This is a genomic window from Alteromonas sp. KUL17, assembly GCF_006538305.1.
GTDB lineage: Bacteria > Pseudomonadota > Gammaproteobacteria > Enterobacterales > Alteromonadaceae > Alteromonas > Alteromonas macleodii.
The window spans coordinates 30,257-53,538 of record NZ_BJKJ01000016.1 but is presented as its reverse complement, the minus strand read 5'-3'; the positions used below and the strand labels follow the sequence as shown (position 1 = coordinate 53,538).

Here is a 23,282-nt window from a genome sequence, read left to right as displayed (position 1 = left end):
TAAACCACCGTGTAAATGCTCACATAAGCGCATCTAACTGAGGTAGTTGCCCACAAGCCATCAGCTACACCACTTGGCGAGGATGCTGACTCACTATCTTTGCTAATATAACGTGCTAATATAACGTGCTAATATAACGCCAGTTACAGCTAACTAGCGTTATAAGGATAATATTAGCGTGAACTAGAAGTTACTGTCGTCACCGTAACCTAGAGAGCGCAGAGCACGTTCATCGTCTGCCCAGCCTTGTTTCACTTTCACCCAAAGTTCTAGAAATACTTTGTTGTCGAACAAGTTTTCCATATCTTTACGCGCTTGCTCACCAATGGTTTTCAAATGCTTTCCGCCTTTGCCGATGATCATGCGTTTTTGGGTTTCACGCTCTACCAAAATCAGACCGCTGATACGATAAACACCATTGTCTGCCATTTTGAATTGCTCAATTTCCACAGTAGTAGAGTAAGGCAGTTCATCGCCGGTAAAGCGCATAAGCTTTTCGCGAATGATTTCAGCAGCCATAAAGCGGCTTGAGCGGTCAGTAATGTAATCTTCCGGGAAGAAAAACTCACTTTTAGGTAGCGACTTGGCCACTAACTCTCTAATTTCGTCAACCATTCGGCCCTGTTTAGCACTGATAGGGATCATGTGCTCAAACGGGTGCTTTTCGCCAAGCTTTTTAAGGTGAACCATAAAGTTTTCTTTGTCTTCAACCTTATCCATCTTGTTTACGATGAGATAGCAAGGAAGGTTTGCTTGTTTAACCTTACTTAATACCATTTCATCTTCGGCGTTGAATCGATCGCCTTCAACAACGAAAAGCACAAGACCAACCTCAGCCAAAGAGCTTGATGCCGCGCGGTTCATGTAGCGATTAATCGCGCGCTTTTCATCTTGGTGAAGCCCAGGGGTATCAACGTAAATCGCTTGATAGTCACCATCGGTATCTATACCGAGAATGCGGTGGCGCGTGGTTTGCGGCTTACGCGACGTGATGCTTACTTTTTGACCTAGCAAGCGATTGAGCAAGGTCGATTTACCCACATTAGGGCGACCTACTATGGCAACTAGGCCACAGCGAGTTTGAATATCACGCATTTCTGGCAAATTCGATTCGTCATGCGTTGTCATCAAGCTTCTCCAATGTTAAACGAGCAGCTTCTTGTTCTGCTTTTCGACGGCTATTGCCAGACGCCACTACCGCTTCTGGTAGACTTTCTACCTGACAGCTAACTTCAAAAGTCTGAGCATGATCTTTCCCTGAAATAGACAGCACTTCATAGGTTGGTAGCGCTTGTTTACGACCTTGTAAAAACTCCTGAAGACGAGTTTTGCTGTCTTTAGGGTGGGCATTAGGGTCTAGTTTGTTAATGCGGGTTTCCCATAAACGGTCTATAACACCTCGTACCTCGTCCATACCGGAATCGAGGTAAATAGCCCCTAAAATAGCTTCAACTGCATCGGCTAAAATCGAACTTCTGCGATGACCACCGCTTTTGAGCTCACCGGGCCCTAAGTTAAGTAGTTCACCCACACTGGCTTCCTTTGCAAGTTCTGCCAGTGTGTCTCCTTTAACCAAAGTAGAGCGCATTCGTGTGAGTTTGCCTTCTGGCACAGTTGGGAATCGCTTAAACAGCGTTTCCCCAACAATCATGCCTAAAATAGCGTCACCCAGAAATTCTAGTCGCTCATTGTGCTGTTTAGCCGCACTGCGATGAGTAAGTGCTTGTTCCAATAAAGCTTCATTGGTAAATGTGTAGCCTATCGCCTTGTACAGACGACGATATTTATCAATTCCCTGCATTAATGAATGCCACCTGCTCGCTCAAATCGAACACCTGTTGGTACCCAAGTTGGAAGGAAGTCTGACGGACTGCGCTCAAATTCAAATGAAATCCAAACCGCCACCGCTTTTCCAACCAAGTTTGCATCTGGCACAAAACCCCAAAAACGGCTGTCGCGGCTGTTGTCACGGTTATCGCCTAGCACGAAATACTGACCTTCTGGCACAATCCACTCATTGCTGCGCGTTCCAGGCTGGGTATAAAAATTAACCGGCGAAATCTCGCGTACTGGGTGGCGCAAAATGTCGTGCTCTACTGTGCCTAAATCTTCGGTGTAACGCATAAGCTGCGCCATGTCCTGTACGAACTCACCACGCTCTTGGAACGTCAGCGGTACGGCTTTCAATTTAGGACAGTTGTTGCCAGTCTCACACTTCGGTTTGATATAAACCTGTTTATTTTGATAAACCACAGTATCGCCCGGTAAACCGATCACGCGCTTAATGTAGTCAATTGAAGGCTCTTCAGGGTACTTGAAAACCACCACATCGCCACGCTCTGGAACGCCAGTTTCAATAAGCTTACTTCTGAAAACCGGGTCTTTCACGCCATAGGCAAACTTTTCAACCAAGATGAAGTCACCAACCAGTAAGGTAGGCATCATAGAACCTGATGGAATTTGAAATGGTTCATATAAAAACGAACGCAATACCAACACGAAAGCAATAACAGGAAAAATCTGTTGCGAAGTATCAACAAGGTACGGCAGTTGAGGATCTTCTCCGTAGCCCGCCCCTTCTGCGGTTGCCGCAGCCTGTAAGCGTGCTTTTCGTTTTGGTGCAAACACTAGGCTATCCACTAGCCAGATTAATCCTGTTATTAAGGTGAGTGCCACCAAAATCAAGGAGAAGTAATTCGCCATTATTTGCCCACCTTCAATACTGCAAGGAACGCATCTTGTGGCAATTCAACATTACCCACTTGCTTCATTCGCTTTTTACCTTCTTTCTGCTTTTGAAGTAGTTTCTTCTTACGACTTACGTCACCGCCGTAACACTTCGCGATTACGTTTTTACGTAGCTGTTTAACTGTACTTCTTGCAACAATATGGTTACCGATAGCCGCCTGAATAGCGATATCGAACATTTGTCGTGGAATAAGCTCGCGAAGCTTTTCGACTAGCTCACGACCACGGCCTTGAGAGTTTTCTCTATGCGTAATTACTGCTAACGCGTCTACACGTTCACCGTTAATAAGAATATCAACACGCACCATGTCTGATGCCTGGAAACGCTTAAAGTTGTAATCAAGCGATGCAAAACCACGGCTCGTAGATTTCAAACGGTCGAAGAAATCGAGCACCACTTCTGCCATTGGCAGTTCGTAGGTCACCGCCACTTGCTTACCGTGGTACGTCATGTTGGTTTGCATACCGCGCTTTTCAACGCAAAGTGTAATTACGTTGCCTAGATACTCTTGTGGCACAAGAATATTGGCTTCAACCATAGGCTCACGAATTTCAGCGATATCATTTACCGGAGGTAGCTTAGCCGGGCTATCTACAGTAAGGGTTTCGCCTTTGGTCGTTTCTACTTCGTATATTACCGTTGGCGCAGTAGTGATAAGACCCAAGTCATATTCACGCTCTAAACGCTCTTGAATGATTTCCATGTGCAGCATGCCAAGGAAACCAATACGGAATCCAAAACCTAGCGCTGCAGAGCTTTCTGGCTCATAAAACAGTGAAGCGTCATTTAGGCTTAATTTCGCAAGGGCATCACGGAAATCTTCATAATCGTCTGAGCTTATTGGGAAAATACCGGCATAAACCTGAGGTTTAACCTTTTTAAAGCCCGGCAGCATTGCATCAGCTGGCTCGCGAGCCAAGGTAATGGTGTCGCCCACAGGCGCGCCTTGGATATCTTTAATCCCTGCAATGATAAAGCCTACTTCACCGGCTCTTAATGTGCCTGTATCGAGTGGCTTAGGCGTAAATACACCAATTTTGTCAACCTGATGCGTTTGACCGTTTGACATAATTTGAATTTTGTCTTTCTTGGTCAACTGGCCTTCGACAATACGTACCAGTGAAACAACGCCTTGATAGTTGTCAAACCAAGAGTCGATAATCAACGCCTTAAGTGGCGCTTCGCGGTCACCTTCTGGCGGCGGAATTTTATTTACAATAACTTCAAGTACATCTTCAATACCGATACCGGTTTTTGCTGAGCAGCGCACAGCGTCCAGTGCATCGATACCAACAATATCTTCAATTTCTTCTGCAACGCGGTCTGGTTCAGCCTGAGGCAGGTCGATTTTATTTAGTACAGGCACCACTTCCATATCCATCTCGATGGCGGTATAGCAGTTTGCCAAAGTCTGTGCTTCTACGCCCTGACCTGCATCAACAACCAAAAGCGCACCTTCACAGGCAGCAAGAGAACGAGATACTTCATAGGTAAAATCAACGTGTCCGGGAGTGTCGATGAAGTTAAGCTGATAAGTTTCACCGTCGCGCGCTTCGTAGTTCAGCGTTACGCTTTGCGCTTTGATAGTAATACCGCGTTCTTTTTCCAGGTCCATTGAGTCGAGAACCTGTTCAGCCATTTCACGGTCTGTTAGCCCTCCACAATGCTGGATTAGACGGTCTGACAGCGTAGACTTACCGTGGTCAATGTGGGCGATAATACTGAAGTTACGAATGTGCGATTGTTGCATAATGCTGGAAATTACCTGCAGAAAAATTCATTAAACAAAAAATGCTGCTTGCCTTGCTTCAAGGCTTATACGCAGCGCGTGCGGATTTTACCCATTTCTTGCGCGAAAAGCGAATTGGCGTGGTGGAAAATTTATTACTTTCAAGAAACATAACGAATGGAAGTGGCAACCTGACGTGACTTCCTCGTCTTATCTCAAAACTTGGCTACATTGATGAGCGTGAGTTAACGCTATAATCTCGTATAAATTGGCCTCGTACAAAATGGCCTCTTATAAATTGGCCTCGTATAAGCCGGCCTCGTATTAGACAGTCCCGTATTAAACCATTGAGCAGCGCAAAGCCCTTCAAAAAGATCAATGTTCTACTGCACTGTGGTCTTGTTGACCTAATAGGACAGGTTGATATTTTGTACGTTCTACACGACGCAACTTGTAAGCAATTAACTTATAGGTAAAGAAGGTTACTAACCCACTTGGCAACATGGCCCATAACTCATGAGTAAAGCCGTTACTACTAAGTAATGATATAGACACCGAATATGCCCCGATAAACGCTATGAGCGGTAGCAAATACAACCAAGCCGATGCACTTAAAATACCTGCTTCCGGTATGCCTACAGTCACTTCTTGGCCAACCCGCACAGGCATGGGAGTGCGCAGCGTCAACTGCTGCGTTTTCGGTGCAAGCGCACGAGAAATAACGCCGGTACCACAATCACTTTGTGCTTGGCATGCGTTACAGGTCGATTTAATCGCTGCTTCTACGGTGACCGTATCCCCATTAACGGCAACTACGGTGGCGGTTTCTCTTATCATTGTTACTCAATTGCGCGGTTATTCACTTACACTGCTGACGGGGCGTAAAGACGTAGCAATAGCGTTAGCGGTTTGCAAAGGTATTTCTCCCACCACTGTCACTTGAGCCTTGCCGTCTGTTAACGTTAAAAACGTACTCACTTCATTACGCAGCGCCAGCGTCTCACCTAACGCATCTTCTGCTGGCTGAACATACACAGATACATCCACCAATCCGTCTGAAAAGAGTTTATATTCTACAATTTGCCCTGTTAAGGCCAATCGTCTTGTGTCTTGCTTTATTTCTCGCATGCCAGCCGGCAAATAGGTGACGTCCCATTTGTGTGCACGATTTGGCGTGTTGCTTAGCGCCATGGGCGCGGGTAACGACGCCGAATTTATGCGTGAGAAATATTCTGCAGGCTCTGCAGATATCGCAAATGCCGTGACCTGAATTTGTTCTAATAGCGCCCCTTGCAAATCAAGCATGTTCAGTTTGAGCAACATGCCTGATGACTCATCCAGCCAAAGCTGGTAGCCAAATCGCGTATTATCTCGGCTGACTATTCGTATCTGCTGCGCTGAACGCCCTGCCACCCGGGCTCGGCCCACCGCTACAAACTCATAAGCTTCAGCTAGCTGTTCAGGGTGATAAAGTAGTGCGCTAGGAATAGGCCCGTTAATGTGCTTCGAGCGCAAACTATAGGGTTGTACATCTGGCTCAAATACACTCACCACATCGTTCACACGAATAAGCTCGCGGCCTGGTCCATTTTGAAGATTTAACTGCTCTAATTCAGAGCCATCTTCCATAATCCCGTGGCGCCATAAATATGGAACGGTTTCCTTTCCTGCAATAGTTTGCACAAAAGACACTTGGAAATTGGCATTGGTTATAATGTTTTGAAGTTCAGCTAACCACTGGTTGGCCGATTGAGGCTCTCGTGTGCGAGAAGCAGATGCATTTTGCTCGCTTCGACTTTGTTCAAGTTGCTCTTGAATCACGTCTTCTCGCACTGCTTCTTCTTGATCGGCTTCATCTAGTCGGCCAGCCCTCGTGTTTGATTCTGAGTAAGCGTCTAATTCAACGTCGCCATCATTCACGTTTTGGACTGGGGCAATAGGAGCTTTCGTTTCTTCGCTCAGCGAAGTAGTTTGGGCAATAGTGGGCTGAATAGCCGCGCCCGAAATGAAAAAAAGTGCAAGGATAGAACTACAGCGCATTTTTTCCCGCCTTAAAACAAACATACCAGCAGTATATGCTGGTATGATTAAAATATGAAATGCATGTCAGTCGCAATTTACTTGCGAAAGCACATTCCAACTAATGTTGACTGGCTGCGATAACTTATGGGCGCTCTGGTCCACTTGTTTCGCTTTCACCTTCGTCCTCTTGCGCTTGCTTAAGCTTTATTTGCTGCTCATGATCAGCAATCAATGCATTAATTTTGCGCTTTTTCTCAAGCATTTCATTCATGTCGTTACGTGGTAACGTTCTGGTTTGTTCCAAACTCACTGGAGACAATCCACCTTGAGGAGCAATCGTTGGCGCTGTCATAAATGGCTCGGTAGGCGCTTCTTGATTAGTGTATTGAACACCAAAGATAACTGCCACTGCCACCGACGCGGCTACTGCAAACTGGCCTGACTGCTTCGCAAAAGGAACAACATTGCCAATCAATGGTATCGACTGCCAGCGCGAGCGTTTAGGTGCGACTATAGCAGGCTCGTTTTCAAGCGCAGCTGCTACGCTTGCGGTGATGTCCAACTGTGGAGCAACACTTGCTTCTTTTCGCATTGCACCGCGATACACATGGTAACGTTGCCATTTGGCCTGAAGCGCTTCATCTTGCTTAATCGCATCAATGATGTCATTGCCTTCTATCTCACCATCCATGAATGCGGACAATTTTTCTTGCTGTTGCGTCATATATTCATTTCCAGATCAAAGTGATCGTTAACTACCCTAACACAGCTGTTAGTCATCGTGGAAAAAAGAAAGTTCATCTTTTTTTGATTTTATTTCTTTTTAATTTTCTAACAACGGTTGAATAACTTTATCAATCGCCTCGCGAGCCCTAAAAATACGGGATCTCACCGTACCCACAGGACACGACATTACGTTCGCGATTTCTTCATAGCTCAACCCTTCAATTTCACGCAGCGTTATCGCCATACGTAAATCGTCCGGCAGCTTCTCAACTACCTTAAACAGGGTTTCTTCAATTTCCTCAGATAACAGGCTTCGCTCGGGTGTAGATTGCTCTTTTAATGCATCACTACCCTCGTAGAAATCTGCTTCGTCAGCATCGACATCGCTTGCAGGCGGCTTGCGACCTTGAGATACAAGATAGTTCTTGGCACTGTTTACCGCAATGCGATAAAGCCAAGTATAAAATGCACTGTCGCCACGAAAATTAGGTAAGGCACGGTATGCTTTGATAAACGCTTCTTGCGTTACATCAGCAACGTCACCGGTATTTTTCACATAGCGAGAAACGAGATGCATCACTTTATGTTGATAACGAGTTACCAACAAGTTGAACGCATTTTTATCGCCACGCTGTACTTTTTCGACCAGTTGTTGGTCGGTTATCTGCTCGCTCATTCGAGCCATTACTCCCTACTTCAACTACACAATAGCTCTAACAAGCATGTGTATAGACGCGTTCTTTTTACAAAAGTTCTGTAAAAGCATTAAATATTTTAAAAAATGCTTAGGCCAGGGGGCAAGAATGATTGTGTTTTGCTACTCATCCTTTAGACTTGCCGAACCTTTGCTCGTTTGAATTGATATAAAAATACATGAAATCTGTATCGTCTTCACTAACTTCCACATCAAATGCAATAGAACACCGTTGTGACGTATTGATTATTGGGAGTGGCGCGGCAGGATTGAGCTTAGCGCTTAAGCTTGCCGACCATTGTCAGGTTATTGTACTTAGTAAAAGTGACCGCAATGAAGGCTCTACCCGCTATGCACAAGGTGGTATTGCCGCAGTATTCGATGAACAAGACTCCATAGACGCACACGTAAAAGACACGCTTGCTGCAGGTGCTGGGCTTTGCGAAGAGCCAGCCGTAAGATTTACTGCAGAACGAGCAAAGGCGTCACTTGAGTGGCTTATCAGTTACGGTGTACCGTTTGATACAGAAAAAAGTGAATCTGGTGAGGAGCGCTTTCATCTTACCCGCGAGGGCGGACACAGCCACCGGCGAATTCTTCACGCTGCAGATGCCACAGGCGAAGCGCTTCAAATTACATTAAACGACGCGGTATCGACTCACCCAAACATTCACGTGTTTGAGCGTTATAACGCCATTGACCTCATTCCTTCTAAAGAAGAGAAAAACAGCGTTGTGGGCGCCTATGTTTGGAATAGGCAACAGGAACACGTTGAAGTAATTCGCGCCCCTTTTGTTGCCTTAGCAACTGGCGGCGGTAGCAAAGTATACCAGTATACATCGAATCCCGATGTGTCGAGCGGTGATGGCATTGCCATGGCATGGCGCGCAGGCTGTCGCGTAGCGAATATGGAATTCAATCAGTTCCACCCTACTTGCTTATTCCACCCGCAGGCACGCAATTTCTTAATTACCGAAGCGCTGCGCGGCGAAGGCGCAAACCTCTGCCACGCCGACGGTACCCGCTTTATGCACAAATTTGATGAGCGTGGTGATCTTGCGCCGCGCGACGTCGTTGCTCGCGCAATCGACTATGAAATGAAGCGATTGGGCGCTGACTGCATGTACTTGGATATCAGTCATAAGCCTGCTGACTTTATCGTTAAACACTTCCCTAATATTTATCGAAAGTGCCGCTCGCTTGGTATCGATATAACCCGTGAACCTATCCCTGTCGTGCCCGCGGCGCACTACAGCTGCGGCGGCGTAATGACCGACTTTAATGCCAAAACCGATCTGAATAACGTGTATGCAATCGGTGAAGTAGCTTACACAGGTCTACATGGTGCTAACCGTATGGCGTCTAACTCTTTACTTGAATGCGTGGTCTTTGCGAGCGCTGCAGCCGAAGATATTATAAAAAATCTTCCCAGTGCAGACTGTGAAGAGCCTATTGCGCCTTGGGATGAGAGCCAGGTTTCTAACTCGGATGAGGAAGTCATCATTCAACATAACTGGCATGAACTTAGGCTGTTTATGTGGGATTACGTAGGTATTGTACGCACGGATAAGCGACTTGAACGTGCCATGCGCCGAATTAAGTTACTAGAGCAAGAGATTACTGAATATTACTCACACTTCAGAGTGAGTAATAACCTGCTAGAGCTTCGAAACCTGGTTACGGTTGCAGAACTCATAGTACGATGCGCGATGGAGCGAAAAGAAAGCAGAGGGTTACACTTTAATTTGGATCACCCTGAGCAATTAAACAACCCTTTGCCAACAGTTCTTATTCCAAAAAACAACTCTCTGGTGCTGATGTTGGCTCGCTAATTACTCGAGACAGCTTCGCTGATGCCGACTAGTATAAAGATAATGGTCTATATCGGATTGAAGAAAAATTAGAGCATTCACGTAGTTTCATTTAGCGCGCTGAGTTAAATGAAACTGCGGAACATGGCCGCTAAACCAAAATGGATGAAGGCCAAAAGTTCTGATTAGCGCTCAATAGAAAGCATCAAATAAAGAGAGAGCTAAAATCGCATGCTCTCTTTTCACGATTCACTAAACATCAATCTCAACTAATTGGCTGCTTTTACCTTACCTATTCAAGCCTGATTAAACGCTAAACTAGCAGATAAGTGCACAAGGCTGTCATTACTATCGGTAACGTCTATAAGCACACTACTATCTGTTTTACAGTGTTGTTGAATGTGAATGTCACAAGGCAAAAACACGGGCTTTCTAAAGCGGCAGTTTACTTCTTTTACGCTCATAGATTGTCTAGAGTCTTGATGACTTACAAACGCCGACACAGCGCGTGACAATGTCCACATGCCGTGTGCTATAGGCTGTTTAAACCCAAACACTTTGGCAGATATTGCAGACAAGTGAATAGGGTTATAGTCACCAGAAAGCTTTGCATAGCGGCGACCTGTATTAGCCGAAGCACCAATTTCACCGATGAGCGCCCTATTCTCTAGTTCACAATCGTCATGTAAGTCATTTTTAGCACCAAGTGGAGCTACATGCACGGCTTTCACCTTCACTAAGTAACTACTTATCGCTCTATAAACCAGGTTCCCTGCCTGCAGCGCTTCTAACATCACATCCACTTCCCAACCTCGGTTATGCGGTCTCACATCGTGAAAGCGCACGCGACATTCAAAGGGTTCGCTTAAGTCGCAATGGTCTATTACCGATACTTTGTTAGCGGCGTGGATAAGGCCAAGCAAAGGAAATGGGCTTTGTTTGTCCAGCAAGCACTGCATTTGCAATGGTAAGGAAAGCATTTGTAAATAAAGTGGATGGGCATGCTCATTTGCCGGCCAGTCAACTTCCTGACAAAAAGAAGCGTAGTGCACATTGTCGACATTGAGCGTTTTGGTATAGATGCGCTGAGGCAACGTAGGCGGTTTAAACTGCATAAGCTGCCTGGCGTCAACGCGTTTAAATAACGCTTTTATATACTCACGAAACATCTTTTAAATTCCTTTAAGGCGTTGCTTTTCGGGCCAAGATAATGGCTCTAGCCAACCGGCGATAGTCTGCTTCGCAGCACTCACCTTTTAAGATCCAAGCGAGATGGCTATGATCTTTTTCAAACCATCTGCGTTTTTGGCGCAGCACATTGATACACAGCCCCCAAGTAAAGAGCTGGGAAGAATGATGAATATTCATTGATGTGCCGTCGGCCTGAGCATCAACTAACAAGCTACCTTTTGGCATGCTTTGCAAATCCAGTGAGAGCATAGTGTCGTCAACAACCCGGATAATACCATCGCTGGTCAAAGAGAGAGCGTATTGAGTAGCAGAAATTTTGTTACTAAACGCGTCATAAAGACGCCAGAAAATAACTAACGTGGTTGCAACAGCAACAAGCGCTATCAATTTTGAGAAGCTCAGCCAAGACCACAAGTATTGAGGAAGGCTGCACAATGCTGCGAAAAGACAAACAGCAACGCATACTTCCCCAAATAACCTTCTAAACCTATTGTGCGTAATGCAAATTCTATACTTTGACACGGTTGACGATAGTCGCCACCATGGCGGCTAGTTCAGGGTCTTCGCACTTTTGGTGTCCCATGATCCATGCAAACAAATCAGGGTCATCACTGGTAAGTAAACGTTCAAATGTTTCTTGATCTTCATAACTTAAAGAATCGAAGGCTTCTTCCACGAAAGGAAGTAAAAGTACGTCTAATTCTAGCATGCCTCTGCGACACGCCCACTTTAATCGCGCTAATCTTTTTGGTTCAAACATATGTCTTTCATACCGTTTTTTATTCGCTAACAATAATACCATGCCCTATGCGTGGGGATCACTGCTCTTTTGGTCAGATAGGCAAACTAAATAGAACTTAATCTGCGCACATTCCCATGTATTGCCCTTGAATATTGGTGGTTTTACCATACCTTGAGTACATACAGCGAATTTTACAGTGGTGAATATGACATCTATCGCATCATTACAAAGTCTTCCAAGTGAATTTGTGGTCAAGCTTTCAAATGCCATGATAATTTCTTTGGAAGGAGAACAGGCCGACAGTTACCTGCAAGGGCAAATTACGGTCAACATTAATAAGCTAACCGAGAATACTGCCAGGCATTTCGCCCATTGTGATAATAAAGGCAAAACGTGGTCTACCGGGTACGTAACTCGCCACCAAAACAAATTATTGTTGGTTACCAATGAAGATGCGGGTAGTCATTCATTAGCACAGCTTAATAAGTATGGTGTGTTCTCTAAGGTTGATATTCTCGACGACACACAAACATACAGCGCTTATTTTATTTCGCTTGATGCAGTGAAAACTAACGAAGTAAAGGCAGCGTTAAGCCAGCTTTTCTCCGAAAACGAAGTGGAACGCCTTCTTGAGAGCGATACTCCTGACAATGGTTCTCTTGAAAAGGTCGAGAGCGAACACGGCGTCGCCTATTTTGCCAATACTAGCTGCAAAGGAATTATTGTTCTTTTAGATGATAATGGCGCAAAGCAAATAAATTCGTTAATAGAGGCGCAAACCCTTTCTTGCTATCCCCAAACCGTGTTTGACGCTATACAAATTCAAAGCGTACACGCTTTAGTGCAAGGCGACGCAGTGGCGGAATATGTGCCCCAGATGATTAATGTGCAGGCGCTCAACGGTATCGACTTTGATAAAGGCTGCTATATGGGGCAAGAGGTGGTTGCGCGAACCCGCTTTCTGGGTAAAAACAAACGCGCCGCCTACAGCTTTAAGCTTGAAGGTAACGTAAATATTAAACCTGGCGATGCATTAGAAAAGCAGTTGGGCGAAAATTGGCGTATAGCGGGCAAAATACTCAATGTTGCATCGCTTGATAATGAAACCTGGTTTATTGCAGTGCTCAACAACGATACCACCAGCGAAGATTTACACAGATTGGCTGATAATAACGCCATTACCTGTTACCCTAATACTTTGCCGTACAGTATTGAGCAGAAAGCTAGCAATATTGTGAAAAAACGTCGATAAGCAGTTTTTACTGCATTACATTTATTGCCCTTTATTAAAGGGCCAAGATAGGATTTGTTATGACAATTACTTCTGACAGCGTTGTAACGCTACACTACACCGTATCTACCGAAGACGGCACAACGCTAGACTCTTCAGAAGGGAAATCGCCACTAGTAGTACTACTAGGCCGTCGCTTCTTAATTGAAGGACTAGAAGATGCACTTATTGGTAAATCGAAGGAAGATAGCTTCAACGTTTCAGTAAACCCTGAAAAAGCATACGGTGAACGTGCTGACGAACTTGTACAAACTGTACCACGCTCAATGTTTGACGGTATGGATGTTGAAGTGGGTATGTCTTTCCGCGCAACTACGCCACAAGGTGAGCAATCGGTCATTATCATTGAAACAACTGACGAAGAGGTTGTTGTTGACGGTAACCACCCTCTTGCCGGTATTCCGCTAACTTTTGACGTGACTGTTGTTGACGTACGAGAAGCAACGAAAGAAGAGCTTGAGCACGGTCATGTGCACCAAGCAGAAAGCAGCTGCTGTGATCCTAAAACAGGTGAATGCTCTGACGATAAACACTAACGTGTGATAATCATCCAAAAAAGGGAGCCAGCGGCTCCCTTTTTTATGCTTGATAAACACCGATTAATTAAATCGCGTCTTCGTTTTGTTCACCGGTACGAATTCGTACGGCGGTCTCAACGTTGTAAACGAAGATTTTCCCGTCGCCAATTTTGCCTGTCTTAGCTGACGTTTGAATAGCTTCAACCGCTTGCTCAACGCGGTCATCGTCCAATACAAGCTCAATTTTGATCTTGGGTAGGAAGTCAACTTGGTACTCAGCACCGCGATAAAGTTCAGTATGGCCTTTTTGACGACCAAACCCTTTCACTTCTGACACTGTCATCCCTGCGATACCGACTTCAGCTAGCGCTTCCCTAACATCGTCCATTTTGAACGGTTTAATGATAGCTTCAATTTTTTTCATGACTACAACTCATCGTAAATTGTTGGAATTGGCACACGTTTATGCTGTGTACGCTCATAAATATAGAGCAATTTCTCTTCCACTTCCGCAGAAACTGGCTTTCCTTCCAAAAAGTCATCAATTTGGTCGTAAGACATGCCCAATGCTTGCTCATCGGCTTTTTGCGGAGACAGGCTTTCCAAGTCAGCAGTTGGCGCTTTAGTGATGACGTTATGTGGTGCACCCAAATGGGCTGCCACTGCACGTACTTGGCGCTTACTGAGACCAAACAACGGCGCAAGGTCACATGCACCATCACCATACTTGGTATAAAACCCTGTAATATTTTCAGCCGAATGATCGGTACCTAAAACGAGGCCATCAACCATCCCAGCAATTTCATACTGGATAACCATACGGGTACGTGCTTTAACATTTCCTTTCACAAAGTCTTGTTTCGCTTCACTGTCGGGAAGAAGATTAGCACTGGCAAGCGCTTGTGAAGTAGACGCATGAATAGCATCTGCGCCAGGTTTTACATTCACTGCAAGAGAATGAGAGGGCTGGATAAAGTCGATAGATTTCTGTGCATCGTCTTCATCGGCTTGGGTATCATAAGGTAAACGAACCGCGATAAATTGGTATTTTTCGTGGTGCTCATCGTTTAACTCATTTACTGCTAATTGAGCTAACCGACCCAATGTGCATGAATCAATGCCGCCACTAATACCCAGTACCAGCGAATTTAAACCAGAAGTAAGTAACTGCTTTTTTATGAACGAGACTCGACGTGCGACTTCGTACTCTACGTCAATTTCAGGCAGCACTTTCATTTCATCAATAACTGCTTGTTTTTGCATCATTATATCCACGTATTTTTGGGGCGTCCTGGAACTTGATTCTACGACAATCTGACCGCAGATGTTAGTGGTATCCGCGCATCTATTTGGATTTACTCTTCTGGTATTGCAGTTGTGCAGCACTTAAGGTCAGCAATTTATTTATTATTAAGTTGAGATTCAAGCACAGCAGAACGACAAGCCATTAAACGTAAGGCGTATGGCCAAATATGCGGTTGCGCGGTAAAACATACCTTTGCCAACTCAAATTAGTTTACCCTAAAATGTGAGTAAGTAGCGTAAAATTATGGCGCTACAACATTACATTGGAGAAAGGCGGCGCAAAAGCAAACCCTCCTGTTTCTCTTTATAGCAACGCGTGGAATCGAATACCGTTTATGACAAACACTAGGCTTACAGCACGACTATCCATAATGTCGAGACAGCAAGGACTAACCCTTCTAGAAATGCTTGTTGCCGTCGCTATTCTTGCCATTATTCTCACCACAGTTGCGCCTGGCATTCAAAATATCGTAATCAAAAACAGAATTACCTCTGACTTAAACAATTTAAGTGCAGTGATTCAACTCGCTCGCTTTTCTGCGGTAGACGAACAAACGAACGTAGTGCTGTGCCCTACGCAAAACTATACAGCCTGCACGTCGAGTTGGCGCAATGCAAAAATGGTGTTTATAGATGCAAATGGAAACGGCGGCCGAGATAACAATGAGGTCTTAATTTTAGCAAGCGATCCACTTAGTAATGCCAATACCATCTCCGGTATAACCGGCAGCCTTATCTTCGACGAGCAAGGCGGAATAGACCGCGCCGCAACCATCACTTTATGTCCCAATAACAACGATGCAAACTATGCGTCAGCACTTTTATTATCGCTTTACGGAAGAATATCTGTTGCCGTAGACAGTGATGACAACGGCAAAAAAGAAGACCTAGAAGGTAATGAGTTAAGCTGTAGCTAACCGTTCACTTTTCGTATCGTTAAGTTTCGAGGATTTTCTTACCAACACTCTGTGGGCGTCAGTGCGTCTTCACGTATTTTTATTACTCTACAACTGTCCGTAGATGCTCTAGACGTCAGTGTAGCACTAATTTCATACATTCCCGTGTCGCTGATGGTTTGTGAGATGCGTACGCTGGCTATTCCAAAGGGTGGCAACGCATCGTGCGTTACGTACTCGCCTGTAAGTAGCCAACTTCGCGACTGAATTGCTTGGGCAGACAGAAGGTACGCTTTAACCTTGTTGAGCTGACTTAGTTGTTCGCTAGCGGTAATTGCCGACGTAGTCGCAACGCACAATATGCCTGCTATAGCCGTTGCAACCAGTATTTCTACAAGCGAAAAACCTTTAGTCAGATGATGTTGTATGTACGCTTTATAATTCCCTTCCATGGTACAGCTATCTCTCTAATTGAATTTCAGTACATTGAGATTACCAATATGAATTAAGCAGGGTAACTGGACTTACGCATGGCTTTTCACGCTTACACATCCAACAACAAGCTAAGCATTTCACAACGGAGATTGAATGGGTTTACGCTTTTAGAAATGTTAGTTGTACTGGCAGTAATCAGTCTCCTATCGTTAATTGCTATTCCTTCATTTGATGCATGGAATGAGCGAAAGGCCTTTAAACATGCTGCCACCGGAATAGCCTCACTCGCAAAACAGGCGAGAATGAAAGCATTAATAAACAAAAAGAACATGTTCCTGATTGCGCAAATTGAACACAATAGCTGTGTACTCGTGAGCGAAGAAAACTCGTGCTCTTGCGCCACCCGCCAAAGCTGTGCCTTGACTGAGTCGAGTTTCTTGTCACTGCCTTCGCGGTGGAATACAGAATTGAGCACAACCAATAATGAGGACAAGATTGTCGCGTTCAATAAAAACGGTACCCTCAATTTTGCGAGTAATACGACGCTAACGCTTTCAAGCCAGCGCTTCAGGGCAAAGTTAGTTATTAATACATTGGGCCGAATAAAGCTATGTAGCGTTCAGTCTATTTCTGGAATAGCGCCATGCTAAAACATGTAATGCGTCGTGGCGCAATCAAGCCGTATTGTGGATATAGTCTCACCGAACTGCTGGTGGCCTGTGGCTTGGCAAGTATAGTGATTTCAGCCGTTGCAACTCAAGCGGCGCGGTCGCACATTGCACACTCATCAATTCAACACGCTACCAGCTTAGAAGACGACATACGTGCGCTACAAAGTACAATTACACAACACCTAAGCAAAGCGGGTTTTGTTTACTCCCCTAACACCCTATCACCTTTCGGTGCGACCACAATCGAAAATACGGTATTCGAAGTAACCACTGGCCACCGCGCAAATGAACCTGAAAATAGCTGTGTTACCTTTTCTTATGATAAGAACAAGGACGGCGTGGTATCGCAGGCTCAGGGGGAGTTTTTTGGATACCGATTGCACGACAATGCCATCGAGTACCGAGTAGCAGGACATTCCTGTATACAAAGCGGTTGGTACGACTTAACCGATACGCAAACTACCGTTGCCACCAAATTCACGGTTAACCGAAGGCACAGCAGTAGCTGGGGAAGTGCCTATGAAATTGAAATAGAGTTGCACAGTAAAGTTGATCCTACCGTCAAAAGCGCCAGAACGTTCATAGTTGAGGCTGTCAATGCCTACGACTAATACCGAAATGCAGTGGCCTCAAAGAGGCAACAGAAAAACTGAGTTCAAAACAAGCCATGGAGGGGTTGTACCTACACGCCCTACTGCACCGCTTCGTTTTCAGCAAGGCATCGCCGTGTTGGGAATTGTGGCCATATTATTAAGCGCTATTACCTTCTCAGCTATAAGTACATCACAGCAGGTTCAACAATTTTATACGATTGAAAAGACAAAGCGGGATACCGAGAAGGCGCATGTTACACACATGCAGCAAGTCAAAGAAATCGCCAAGTTGTTACGAAGTCATTCGGCCTCGCAAACGTTGAATAGGATAGACACATCCAATGCAACGATACTTATTGAGCAGACCGATTTAGTTGGTGAAGAACAGCAGCCTTTGCAACACTTTGACGTGCGGGTTTCCCAAGACGAAAGTAATATGATTTACACAGCTAAATTTCTGCGCTATCCGTCACTGTTAAGGCTACCTACTTCAACTCAACAATTATCATGGGACAATCAGCTTACCGAATGGCTTTTTAATCGAAGCATAGAGCACCTGAGCGCGACGTATTTTCCTCAAAGCGTTGCTAAACAGGATTGTGTGAACCTTCCGCCTGCCAGTATTTTCTGGATAGAGGGAGATTGCCAATTGGATAACGAAGATATAGCACACTCAGACGAAAACCAGCCTTTAATGCTACTGATAGTGGATGGCGACCTTTCACTTCACGCCGATACGCAATTCCATGGTTTGATAGTTATGCTTTCCACCACGCCATATACGCACACTTTGCATGTTTCGCCTGAGGCATCTATAAAAGGCGCTTACGTTTCCAACCAGCCCTTGAACACGAGTCTTGATGGGTCATTAACACCGTCCACCACGGTGCTAAAAAACCTTCAATCGCACACTACACTCGCTAAAATTATCCCTATCCCGGGTTCATGGTATAGGAATAGCTCAACAAACGATTGAGCTGAATATTAGGTAAACGAAAAACCAGAAATAGAGGATCCTCAAAGATGCCTAAATTGAAAAATACAGGAAGTATTTTGATTGAAGTGTTGCTGGCACTGCTTATTTTAACAAGCACTACCACCTATCTACTTGCCACTCGCATTGATTCTAGGCTTCTCTTTCAAGTGACTTTGGATGAAAACGCTGAGCACAATGGCTCATTGAATTCGGTTCGACTCGCCCTGGTTAACGACCCGGTTGACCAACGTTGGGATGACATCGCAATATTTGGTGAACCGTCATTACTGGTAATTTCAGCCCAATAGCACATCAACGCCACGTTTTTTTAAGGCGTCAAAAGGACCTGTGGCATTAATCGCTTAACGAATATCTACCAGTATTAATAATTAGCATGACCAGCAATATTCATCGGACTCAAGGGATCCATTGTTATTTTTATCCCAACCCTTTCTCCCATCACTGAAGTAAAACAACGTGCCATCTGATGCTTGACCTGTGCCGCTGACTGGCGTTGCCCTCAACTCATAAGCTGTTGCGCTGGCCGCTTGTATAGTTAAATTATAACGGCGATTTGCTTGGGGCTCAGAAGACGGAGAATAAGTAGAAAAAACGGCTGGCGCGCCGGTGTTTGCGCCACCACTTGCCGCACCTTCATAACTGAAAGAACCACTGTGATGACGTTCCATTGCAGATGCGAACCCCAACAAGTCAGCCTGCCCTGTGCCGCGGTATCCATCGGCAATAACACCTTGGTAAGAAGGGTATGCAATGGCGGCAATAATGCCCACTATCGCCACAACTATCATAAGCTCAATTAATGAAAATCCGCTCTCTGTTTTTTTATGCTTCACAATTATTCCCTCTCTGTTTCTGAGTGCCAACTACCACGCTGAATTCGCTCGAATCTTCCGTAAATATTTTCAGCTAAACACTCAAATGCGTTAGTACATGCCTCGTCGTTGCCATCTTCATCAACGTCAATCACTGCTGAGACACATTCAGTACCCAAGCAAACCACTGGACTCACAATATCTTCTATAAGAATTTTGGTCTCTGGTGCGATGCCAGTTTGTTTTAATTCTGCTGAGCGGTCAGCGTCGTTAACTTCTCCGTCATTATTTACATCTGTGACGGCGTTGCCATTAAACATACTGACTAAATAAGCGCGACTATTACCCGTGGGCGGAGCACATGCACTGGTACTACTCACCGCCGGAACATAGGTCGTAAAGAACACCTTGTAATCGATAATTAGCGGAGAAGACAGTACCTTTTCACCGTTAGTGGTTAAATTCAAATACCACCCAGCCTTGTTAGCAAAGTCCTGTGAAGCCAACTCGCGCTCCCCCTCGTCACTACTATTTAAGGCATGACTCGTGGCGTTGTACATTCCACTCTCATAAACCGTTTGCATAAATGTGTAATTCCCATTTACATCACGGTTAAATACGCCGCTGTCTTTAAGCATATAAAAGTTGTCTTCAACTACGGTATCTAGCGGAGATGCACGCCACCCACTGCCAAGGGCTATGCCATAATACAACTCATCGCCTAGCGCTATCTCTGTTACGTCTGGCCCATAGTAGAAATGTCGGTTGGCTTCTGCTGTGTCGCCACCGAAGTCGGCAATGCGCGCGCCTTTTATAAAATTCGTACCTGAATTTCCATTATAGATGTCTAACCTGAATAACTGGCCGCCCATATCGGCCACATACATATGGTCCGCAAACCCATCGTTATCCCTATCAATAACTGAAATTCGCCCTGGAACGCTGTATGTCATATTCGTTAAGTTTAAATCCGCATCTTCATTACTTGCATGCCACAAGAGGCTGCCAGTATCAGCGTCGAACATAAACACAGCATTTCCAACGACATCATTTGCTCGAATAGCACGATCATCTTGTGCGTCATCGTAGCCACCGCCAACAATCATGACATTTTTAACTTGTCCGCCCATGTTCACTTTAGTGATTGTTGGTCTCGACCACGTCTGGCCCAACTTTGCCAGCGTCCCCGCCCCGCCTTCAATTTTGAATTTCAGCGTGGGTGAGGTCTTTTGCGTCACATCAAAGACATAATAATTACGTCCCCCCCTGCGCATACCAACATAAAGGTACTTGTTGTCTCCAACTGTTCTTAGAATCATGTCACCATCTAAGCCATATTTGTGCTCTAGCGATGATGTGTCTTTATAAAAATGATGTAGATTCTGCAGCAATGTTTTAGGCATGATGGCAAAGTTCTCTTCGCCTGTTGAAGTGTCGAATGAATGCAACATTCCTTGGTTGGTGGCGACAAAAATGGCCGAGTCGTCAGTACCGTAGTTAACAATTATAGGCTGAGAGTGAATGGGATCGCCCATTTGAGAGCGATAGTCAGTTGTACTTCCATCGCCGTTACTGTCTTTTACGTCCACGCCTCGAGTCCACTTTAAGATGGCATCTCTTAGCGCATTCGCGTCAGTTTCATCCTGAATGGCAAGGTCAGCATTCGTTATATTCGTATTGCTTTCGTGTAATTCATTGGCACTTCTTACAATGCTACCCGTATCATTGAACACGTATATATTTCGGTTCCCGCCCAAGCGACTGGCTGCTCCACCTTCACTCACCTCGCTGCCGTCAGCAAGGGTTGACCAATAGCTGTGTGCATTTTCAGCGAAGAATCCCGTAACGCTATCCACCGCATTTAGGCTGTTTTTATCGAGAATTTCATCACCACTTAAGCGATAACGTTTAAGGTTCCCAGGCCAAATCGCCCCTTCGCTCGGCTTAAACAATGCGAAGTATAATTCATCTCTATGGGTTAGACGGTTTAGCTGGTTAACCGCCACACCAGGCGACACAAAGGTTGCATTAATATCTTTTACAGAACGCAAAATAGTATTAAACGCCTCGAGCAAATCCGTACTGTTATCTGCCTGATAGAAACCACCACCACTTTGCAAAGCAAGCTGATTAAGGAAGTTGTTGGCGTTATTGTTCGCCGCAAACCCGATGGTGTGTGTAATAACCCTTGGGCCTATTACTGACGTTGACGCTTCACTGATATTTCTCACTAAATCTAGGCCGCACTTCTCACCGCTACTTCCGGTACAGCTTTTACCAAGTAACGTCTGAATTTTCGAAACACTGTGGTTGTTGTTCGCTTCGCCGTCGGACAATAAAACAATGTGATTGTTTGTTTGGCACTGTAGGTCAGACACCGGTGAAATGTAACTTGCCGGTGTTGGGATCTGCTCAGTGATACAGTCGCTGTCTGACAAGTTGTCTTCCGAGCAGCCCGAAGGCAAAATTGAATCTGCACCTAGGTAAGAGCTTCTGTGGCTCACACGAGTACTTCTTCGCACAGAGCTGCTAACGTCACTTTCCCCACGTTTTCGCCCATAATCTACGTCTCTACCGCCATAATAGTTAGCCGCTTCCAACAATGTGTCTACTATAGGGGTTAGACCGTTGGCGCTAAGCTCATCTATTTTACTGATTAAATGTTCACGGACCGTTGCTGAAGCGCCAGGTGTCGCCGAGCCGTTAAACTTCACAATAAGCTTCGGTGCTTTAGATGGCGAGTTGTTATACGTATGCGCACCGCGGTACGACACAAAATCATCAAGAACAAAAGCCATATCGTTACCTGACCGCCACCCTGAACGATCCACAATTTGCTTAACAATGTTGCTCACGTCAGGCGTACGGTAGGTATAATTGTTGTAAAAATCAGGCATGGACCAGGTAATACCCGATGTTTTAGGCAAATTTCGTAAGCGGTTACGACGGTCTGGATGAAAATCAGACGCATCATCATCAGCTACGCCCCTAATACGCATGCTCGGGTTACCATAGGTCACCGTACTGTAAGCAGTAAACTCAAGATACGCTTCTGTTACTACAGCCCCTTGAGGAATGTTCACATTGCGAAATCGAACGCCTATATAATCATTGTAAGATGGGTGGAAGGTCAGTTCACTGCCGGTATTCGGGTAGCCGTTTACGTTCTCTTCCAAGTTATCTCGTGAACTGGCTACTTGATAAATTGCTTCGCCTTGAACACAGCCCGTAGCGGTAGAGTCATCATAAGTTACCACCAACTGTGGCGCACCACTTTGGCCTACGTCACTGGCTCTTACCTCACGAGAGCTTGCTGAATCGGTGCTAGAGCCTTCTATTAAAATATTAAGGTTCTTGCCGCCACACCATGCCGATAAATCAACGACTTCTTGAATGACCGCACTTATGTCAGGTGTGGTTATCACCTCGCCTGAGGCGGGAAAGCTATTATCGGTTGCCCACTCAACGTTAGCCGCGGTCTTCGTTCGCGCACTCAAATTGTTCGAAGACGAAGCAAAGGCTGTACTTGATGCCGATGCTTCAGCTGATATGACAAGGGATGTACCCGCCACATTGAATTTTTCTGAAGTAAACCTAATACTGGCATTAACGATTGTCGCGCCTTGAGGTATGTTTAACTCGGTAAAACGCAGACCAGAGGTTACGGTTTGGGTACCGCTGCTTAATACAAGGTCATTGCTGTCAGTGGTAACGCTACCGTCTATTTCATGTGCGTCGTGATCGTCTTCGTTGGTTGAAATGATAATTTCAGGTCTTACCGCTTCATCTATATTGCGAACCGGATAGAGGATTGGGCCACCGTAATCCGAAAAACGCATCAAACCTGCGTTAATATTGGTCGCCGAACCGAGCGCTTCTTTTAGTGCATTCTGTACGCGCAACATTCGAGTTTGGCTGGTGTTATCGTAAGATCCCATACTTCCCGATGAGTCCATGATAAACAGCACATTCGGGTTATAGGTTACAGCGTTATTTGCGTTGCCTAGGTAAATATCAAGGTCGTCACCAAACGCAGAGAAACCGATACAGCTAAATAGTGTAATAGAGGCAAGGTAAGTCGAGAGTTTCTTCATATTAAT

General features: G+C 45.2%; 24 protein-coding genes. 8 read left to right on the top strand and 16 right to left on the bottom strand.

The genetic code is table 11. The features are described 5' to 3' along the window. Nucleotides 1-183: 183 nt before the first annotated feature. The 8 genes from era to rpoE form a co-directional block, all read right to left on the bottom strand. Nucleotides 184-1,095 (bottom strand): GTPase Era, encoded by a 912-nt coding sequence (era, locus tag KUL49_RS14180; RefSeq protein ID WP_131137742.1) that lies wholly within the window; start codon nt 1,093-1,095, stop codon nt 184-186. Between the two features lie 19 nt (nt 1,096-1,114). After that, a complete protein-coding gene (rnc, locus tag KUL49_RS14175; RefSeq protein ID WP_014950103.1) occupies nt 1,115-1,801 on the bottom strand; it encodes a ribonuclease III in 687 nt (228 codons plus the stop codon). Next, nucleotides 1,801-2,703 (bottom strand): signal peptidase I, encoded by a 903-nt coding sequence (gene lepB, locus KUL49_RS14170; RefSeq protein ID WP_131137720.1) that lies wholly within the window; start codon nt 2,701-2,703, stop codon nt 1,801-1,803. Before lepB ends, rnc begins: the two co-directional genes overlap by 1 nt. Next, nucleotides 2,703-4,499, bottom strand: a complete 1,797-nt coding sequence (gene lepA, locus KUL49_RS14165; RefSeq protein ID WP_101565230.1) for a translation elongation factor 4 — start codon at nt 4,497-4,499, stop codon at nt 2,703-2,705. Before lepA ends, lepB begins: the two co-directional genes overlap by 1 nt. A 354-nt stretch (nt 4,500-4,853) precedes the next feature. Next, complete coding sequence (locus KUL49_RS14160) at nt 4,854-5,315, bottom strand: SoxR reducing system RseC family protein (RefSeq protein ID WP_131137719.1); 462 nt, start codon at nt 5,313-5,315, stop codon at nt 4,854-4,856. 18 nt (nt 5,316-5,333) lie between these two features. Next, nucleotides 5,334-6,518: a MucB/RseB C-terminal domain-containing protein gene (locus KUL49_RS14155; protein WP_131137718.1), complete on the bottom strand. Its 1,185-nt coding sequence runs from the start codon at nt 6,516-6,518 to the stop codon at nt 5,334-5,336. A 124-nt stretch (nt 6,519-6,642) separates the two neighbouring features. Next, nucleotides 6,643-7,224 (bottom strand): sigma-E factor negative regulatory protein, encoded by a 582-nt coding sequence (locus KUL49_RS14150; protein WP_014976995.1) that lies wholly within the window; start codon nt 7,222-7,224, stop codon nt 6,643-6,645. A 99-nt stretch (nt 7,225-7,323) separates the two neighbouring features. Further along, complete coding sequence (gene rpoE, locus KUL49_RS14145) at nt 7,324-7,902, bottom strand: RNA polymerase sigma factor RpoE (protein ID WP_012518957.1); 579 nt, start codon at nt 7,900-7,902, stop codon at nt 7,324-7,326. A gap of 197 nt (nt 7,903-8,099) precedes the next feature. On the opposite strand from rpoE, the gene nadB reads away from it, so the two are divergent. Further along, nucleotides 8,100-9,752 (top strand): L-aspartate oxidase, encoded by a 1,653-nt coding sequence (gene nadB, locus KUL49_RS14140; RefSeq protein WP_131137717.1) that lies wholly within the window; start codon nt 8,100-8,102, stop codon nt 9,750-9,752. Between the two features lie 275 nt (nt 9,753-10,027). Here nadB and KUL49_RS14135 read toward each other — a convergent pair whose 3' ends face one another. The 3 genes from KUL49_RS14135 to KUL49_RS14125 form a co-directional block, all read right to left on the bottom strand. Continuing rightward, on the bottom strand, nt 10,028-10,900 hold the full coding sequence (locus tag KUL49_RS14135) for a MaoC/PaaZ C-terminal domain-containing protein (RefSeq protein WP_131137716.1): 873 nt from the start codon (nt 10,898-10,900) through the stop codon (nt 10,028-10,030). A gap of 13 nt (nt 10,901-10,913) precedes the next feature. Beyond that, nucleotides 10,914-11,309 carry a hypothetical protein gene (locus KUL49_RS14130; protein ID WP_131137715.1) on the bottom strand — a complete coding sequence of 132 codons (396 nt, stop codon included), beginning with the start codon at nt 11,307-11,309 and terminating at the stop codon, nt 10,914-10,916. 121 nt (nt 11,310-11,430) lie between these two features. Continuing rightward, nucleotides 11,431-11,682: a succinate dehydrogenase assembly factor 2 gene (locus KUL49_RS14125; protein WP_014950112.1), complete on the bottom strand. Its 252-nt coding sequence runs from the start codon at nt 11,680-11,682 to the stop codon at nt 11,431-11,433. 187 nt (nt 11,683-11,869) lie between these two features. Here KUL49_RS14125 and KUL49_RS14120 point away from each other — a divergent pair, with 187 nt between their 5' ends. Beyond that, nucleotides 11,870-12,916, top strand: coding sequence for a folate-binding protein YgfZ (locus KUL49_RS14120; protein WP_049586589.1), 1,047 nt, complete (start codon nt 11,870-11,872; stop codon nt 12,914-12,916). 59 nt (nt 12,917-12,975) lie between these two features. After that, complete coding sequence (locus tag KUL49_RS14115) at nt 12,976-13,491, top strand: peptidylprolyl isomerase (RefSeq protein WP_014979789.1); 516 nt, start codon at nt 12,976-12,978, stop codon at nt 13,489-13,491. Nucleotides 13,492-13,558: 67 nt separating this feature from the next. Here the strand turns inward: KUL49_RS14115 and KUL49_RS14110 are convergent, their stop codons facing one another. Together KUL49_RS14110 and nadE are read right to left on the bottom strand one after the other, a co-directional pair. Next, the gene (locus tag KUL49_RS14110) at nt 13,559-13,897 is read right to left on the bottom strand and encodes a P-II family nitrogen regulator (protein WP_014950115.1); all 339 of its coding nucleotides are present in this window, start codon (nt 13,895-13,897) and stop codon (nt 13,559-13,561) included. Nucleotides 13,898-13,899: 2 nt separating this feature from the next. Further along, nucleotides 13,900-14,736: an ammonia-dependent NAD(+) synthetase gene (gene nadE / locus KUL49_RS14105; RefSeq protein WP_131137741.1), complete on the bottom strand. Its 837-nt coding sequence runs from the start codon at nt 14,734-14,736 to the stop codon at nt 13,900-13,902. A 413-nt stretch (nt 14,737-15,149) separates the two neighbouring features. On the opposite strand from nadE, the gene KUL49_RS14100 reads away from it, so the two are divergent. Continuing rightward, complete coding sequence (locus tag KUL49_RS14100; protein WP_131137714.1) at nt 15,150-15,695, top strand: GspH/FimT family pseudopilin; 546 nt, start codon at nt 15,150-15,152, stop codon at nt 15,693-15,695. 38 nt (nt 15,696-15,733) lie between these two features. Here the strand turns inward: KUL49_RS14100 and KUL49_RS14095 are convergent, their stop codons facing one another. Then, nucleotides 15,734-16,126, bottom strand: a complete 393-nt coding sequence (locus tag KUL49_RS14095; protein WP_131137713.1) for a type IV pilin protein — start codon at nt 16,124-16,126, stop codon at nt 15,734-15,736. A 78-nt stretch (nt 16,127-16,204) separates the two neighbouring features. On the opposite strand from KUL49_RS14095, the gene KUL49_RS14090 reads away from it, so the two are divergent. From KUL49_RS14090 to KUL49_RS14075, 4 genes are read left to right on the top strand one after another with little or no spacing between them, the layout of a single operon-like run. After that, entirely contained in the window at nt 16,205-16,759 is a 555-nt protein-coding gene (locus tag KUL49_RS14090) for a prepilin-type N-terminal cleavage/methylation domain-containing protein (protein ID WP_131137712.1), read from the top strand. Continuing rightward, nucleotides 16,753-17,391 carry a potassium:proton antiporter gene (locus tag KUL49_RS14085; RefSeq protein ID WP_131137711.1) on the top strand — a complete coding sequence of 213 codons (639 nt, stop codon included), beginning with the start codon at nt 16,753-16,755 and terminating at the stop codon, nt 17,389-17,391. The genes KUL49_RS14090 and KUL49_RS14085 overlap by 7 nt, the downstream gene beginning before the upstream one ends. Continuing rightward, a complete protein-coding gene (locus tag KUL49_RS14080) occupies nt 17,378-18,349 on the top strand; it encodes a hypothetical protein (protein ID WP_131137710.1) in 972 nt (323 codons plus the stop codon). The genes KUL49_RS14085 and KUL49_RS14080 overlap by 14 nt, the downstream gene beginning before the upstream one ends. 47 nt (nt 18,350-18,396) lie before the next feature. Beyond that, on the top strand, nt 18,397-18,657 hold the full coding sequence (locus KUL49_RS14075; RefSeq protein ID WP_061486156.1) for a hypothetical protein: 261 nt from the start codon (nt 18,397-18,399) through the stop codon (nt 18,655-18,657). Nucleotides 18,658-18,738: 81 nt separating this feature from the next. On the opposite strand, the gene KUL49_RS14070 is transcribed toward KUL49_RS14075, so the two are convergent. Beyond that, the gene (locus KUL49_RS14070; RefSeq protein ID WP_014950123.1) at nt 18,739-19,203 is read right to left on the bottom strand and encodes a type IV pilin protein; all 465 of its coding nucleotides are present in this window, start codon (nt 19,201-19,203) and stop codon (nt 18,739-18,741) included. A gap of 2 nt (nt 19,204-19,205) precedes the next feature. Beyond that, on the bottom strand, nt 19,206-23,276 hold the full coding sequence (locus tag KUL49_RS14065) for a PilC/PilY family type IV pilus protein (RefSeq protein ID WP_131137709.1): 4,071 nt from the start codon (nt 23,274-23,276) through the stop codon (nt 19,206-19,208). Nucleotides 23,277-23,282 lie beyond the last annotated feature (6 nt).